This window comes from Actinoalloteichus spitiensis RMV-1378 (genome assembly GCF_000239155.1).
In the GTDB taxonomy this organism is placed as follows: domain Bacteria; phylum Actinomycetota; class Actinomycetes; order Mycobacteriales; family Pseudonocardiaceae; genus Actinoalloteichus_B; species Actinoalloteichus_B spitiensis.
The window spans coordinates 1-2,907 of the sequence record NZ_AGVX02000308.1; the positions used below are offsets into that span (position 1 = coordinate 1).

Annotated in this window: 3 protein-coding genes; all 3 read right to left on the reverse strand. The window is 74.0% G+C overall.

Annotated elements, in window-relative coordinates:
- Positions 1-418 precede the first annotated feature (418 nt).
- On the reverse strand, positions 419-1,270 hold the full coding sequence (locus ACTIDRAF_RS0214165; protein WP_016699392.1) for a hypothetical protein: 852 nt from the start codon (positions 1,268-1,270) through the stop codon (positions 419-421).
- Positions 1,271-1,337: 67 nt separating this feature from the next.
- Complete coding sequence (locus ACTIDRAF_RS0214170) at positions 1,338-2,462, reverse strand: WXG100-like domain-containing protein (RefSeq protein WP_157163030.1); 1,125 nt, start codon at positions 2,460-2,462, stop codon at positions 1,338-1,340.
- Between the two features lie 21 nt (positions 2,463-2,483).
- Positions 2,484-2,813: a WXG100 family type VII secretion target gene (locus ACTIDRAF_RS28890; RefSeq protein WP_016699394.1), complete on the reverse strand. Its 330-nt coding sequence runs from the start codon at positions 2,811-2,813 to the stop codon at positions 2,484-2,486.
- Positions 2,814-2,907 lie beyond the last annotated feature (94 nt).

Consider the following 2,907-nt stretch of genomic DNA (forward strand, 5'->3'; position numbering starts at 1 on the left):
AGAAACCCTCGGCGAGTGGCGTTCCGGTGGCGTCGACGACGACCGCGCCGACCGAGAAGGCCGTCGCCGAGGGCGGGCACCGCCCGGCGAGGGCGACGGCGTGGCGCAGCCAGCGGTGGTCCTCGTCGGTGGCCGTCACCTGTCATCTCCTCACGTCGCTGGGCCTCGGCACGGGCCGGCGAGCGCCTCCCGGCCCGTGGTTCGGCGCCGCCGCCGGGCGGGCGGAGGCGTCCACCCCGGAGTCTCGCACCCGGGGTTCCCGCGCCGTCCGCACCGGGCCGGCGGGGAGGGACGACCTCCCAGGGTCACCGCCTCCAGCCACACCGGTGCTCCGGGCCGCCCACGACGTGTTCCAGGTGCTGTCCCTCGACACGGCCACCCGGGCCCGTTCGGAGAGGCTCCGGGCGGGCCCGGCGCGTCACCACGCCGGGGGAGGTTGATCGGCGAGCCCTTCTCCCAGGGGCAGGGACCGCCTCCACTCCGCACGTTCCCGGAGCACCACGGCCAGTTCCTCCGCACGGCGCACCGGCAGGACGTGCCGAGCCTGGTCGGTGACCAGCTCCACCCCGGGGCCGGGGACCGGGTGCACCGCCTGTCCCGCGCCGCCGTGCGCAGGCGGGTCGACGGTGACGACCCGAATGTCACGCAGGTCCGCGAGCCGCACCGTCCGGTCGAGGAGTGTGCGGGTCATGTGCCGGTAGACGATCTGGACCAGCCAGCGAATCCGGTCCTCCGACACGGTGATCCGGGCGATGAGCCGTCGCCGAACCCGCAACCGGTAGCCGAGCTCGAAACCGCTCCTGGCGACGGTCCTCGGCGTGCCCGACCAGAGCAGGCGGCAGGCGTGGTCGCCGACTCCCCAGGCCAACGCCGCCAACCCGAACAGGGCCACGGCGAGGACCAACGGCCCCTCCGCCCTCGGGTGGTACCACCCGAACACCAGCAGGGCGAGCCCGCCGAACAACGCCGGGACGCCGGCGGCCAGGAAAGCGGCCGGTACCCACTCGTGCGGCTGCGTCGCCAGCCCACGGCGACGCAGCCTGGCCAGCACCAGGACCACCGGGAGCAGGCCGAGCACGGGGAGCACGAGGGTCCCCGGGGAACCGCCCAGCACGAGCAACCCGGCCGCCGGGAGCGCGACCGCCGACATCGGCAACAGGACCAGCGCCCAACGCAGCGCCGGGCGCAGCCGTGCCCACCGGGCGCGGAGCTCGGCGCGCACGTCGTTCGCGCAGTCGACCGGCAGCGAACGCGGGATCAGTCCGTCCATCGTCACGCCCGTCCCGCCCAGGTTCGGGCACCACGGGCACCCGATCCGCCGGGGGACGTCACTCCTCTCAACGCTCCGGGGTGGGTAGCGGTGGCTCGTCGCCCTGGTTCTGGGGGCGGTGCCGCCCGGCCTGGTCGATCACGGCGCCGCCGTCGACGCCGACCTGTTCCCGCGTTCCGCTGGTGTAGGGGTTCTGCCAGCCCTCGGGGGGCCGGGCGCCGACCGGCCACTGGTGGCCGTTCTCCAGCACCTCGCGGGCGTGGCTGGGGTTGTTCCTGGGCGTCGAGTGCTCCTGCTGCTGGTGGGCGAAGGTGGATTCCGCCAGCGCGTCGGTGCGGTCGGCCATCCCGCCCTGGGCACCACTCACCGCCCCGGTGATGGTGTTGCCGGTCAGGTTCCGGTAGTCCCAGCCGCCGCCGACCGCGCCACCGGAGAGCTCGTGCGCCCCGCCCTGGAGCGCGAACTCGGTGGCGCCCTGCGCGAAACCACCGGCCGCTCCGGTGGCCGCGCCCCGGGCTGCCGCCTCCCCGAAACCCCGGGAGGCGCCGCGGGGGATGGCGTCGGTGACGACGCCGCCGGCCGTCTGGCCCGCGCCCTGGATGACGCCGTTCACGACGTGGTTGACGAAGTTCCCGTGGTCGAGGGTGGACCGGTCGCCCCGGGCTACCTGGAAGAGCTGGATCCCGTAGTCGGTGGCCAGGTTGGTGGCGATGTTCAGCAGGATGTTGCGGAGCAGCGTCATCAGGATCTGGCGGATGGTGAACTGGGTGGCGGCGGTGGCCACCGGGATGCCGGCGGAGGAGGTCCCGAAGCTCACGACGGCGGAGGCCAACATCGCGGTGATCTGGATGGCCAGCGCGGCGAGCGCGATGTAGATGCTGATCTTGGCGTGCTCGACCTCCAGGGCCATGTCGCCGCAACCGGTGGACAGCTGTTCCGACATCGCGGCGAGTTGCTGGAGGTAGTCCTCGAACTCGCTCCAGTACGCCTCGAACTGTTCGGCGGTCTCCCCCTCCATCGTCGCGCCGGCCGCGTTCGCGGCCTCCCGCGCCGTCCGGATGACCGCCTCGACGTCGCCGCTCGCCTGGGACCAGGCGTCCCGCATCACCCGGAGCTGCGTCTCGTCGCCCTCCGGCCAGTCAGCGCCCAGCGCCAGCGAGGCCACCCACTGGAGGGACTGCGGTAGTTCCATCCCCATCCGTCGCTCCCGTCCTCAGTAGCCCAGTCCCTCGGACTGCCGGTCGAAGGCGCGCTCGGCCGCCAGGTCGTCGGCGTCCCACTGCTCGGCGGAGGCGTCGAGGTTGGTCCGGATGTTCTCCAGACCGTCGGCGAAGGTAGTGAAGGCCTGGGTGGCCTCCTGCTCCGCCGGCTGGTAGGCGTTGCCGAAGCCGGTCCCCGGATCGTCGCCGCCCCAGCAGGCCCCCGCGCTGTCCAACGCGCCCTGGAGCCTGCTCAGGGCGTCCCGCAGCTCGTCGGCGGCGCCGGAGAAGCGAGGAGCGGCGCTCCGCAGCGCGGTGGTGTCCGCGCGGTACCCGTCACTCACCAGGTCCCCTTCCGCATGATCGACCCGCCCTCGTCCTCGGGGTCGTCGTCCTCGTCGGGCCGGCGGCCCGGCGCGGGCCGCGGGGGTCCTGGCG

Coding starts and splice junctions, on each gene's coding strand:
- ACTIDRAF_RS0214165 (WP_016699392.1), bottom strand. CDS start 1,270: ATGGACGGACTGATCCCGCGTTCGCTGCCGGTCGACTGCGCGAACGAC.
- ACTIDRAF_RS0214170 (WP_157163030.1), bottom strand. CDS start 2,462: ATGGAACTACCGCAGTCCCTCCAGTGGGTGGCCTCGCTGGCGCTGGGC.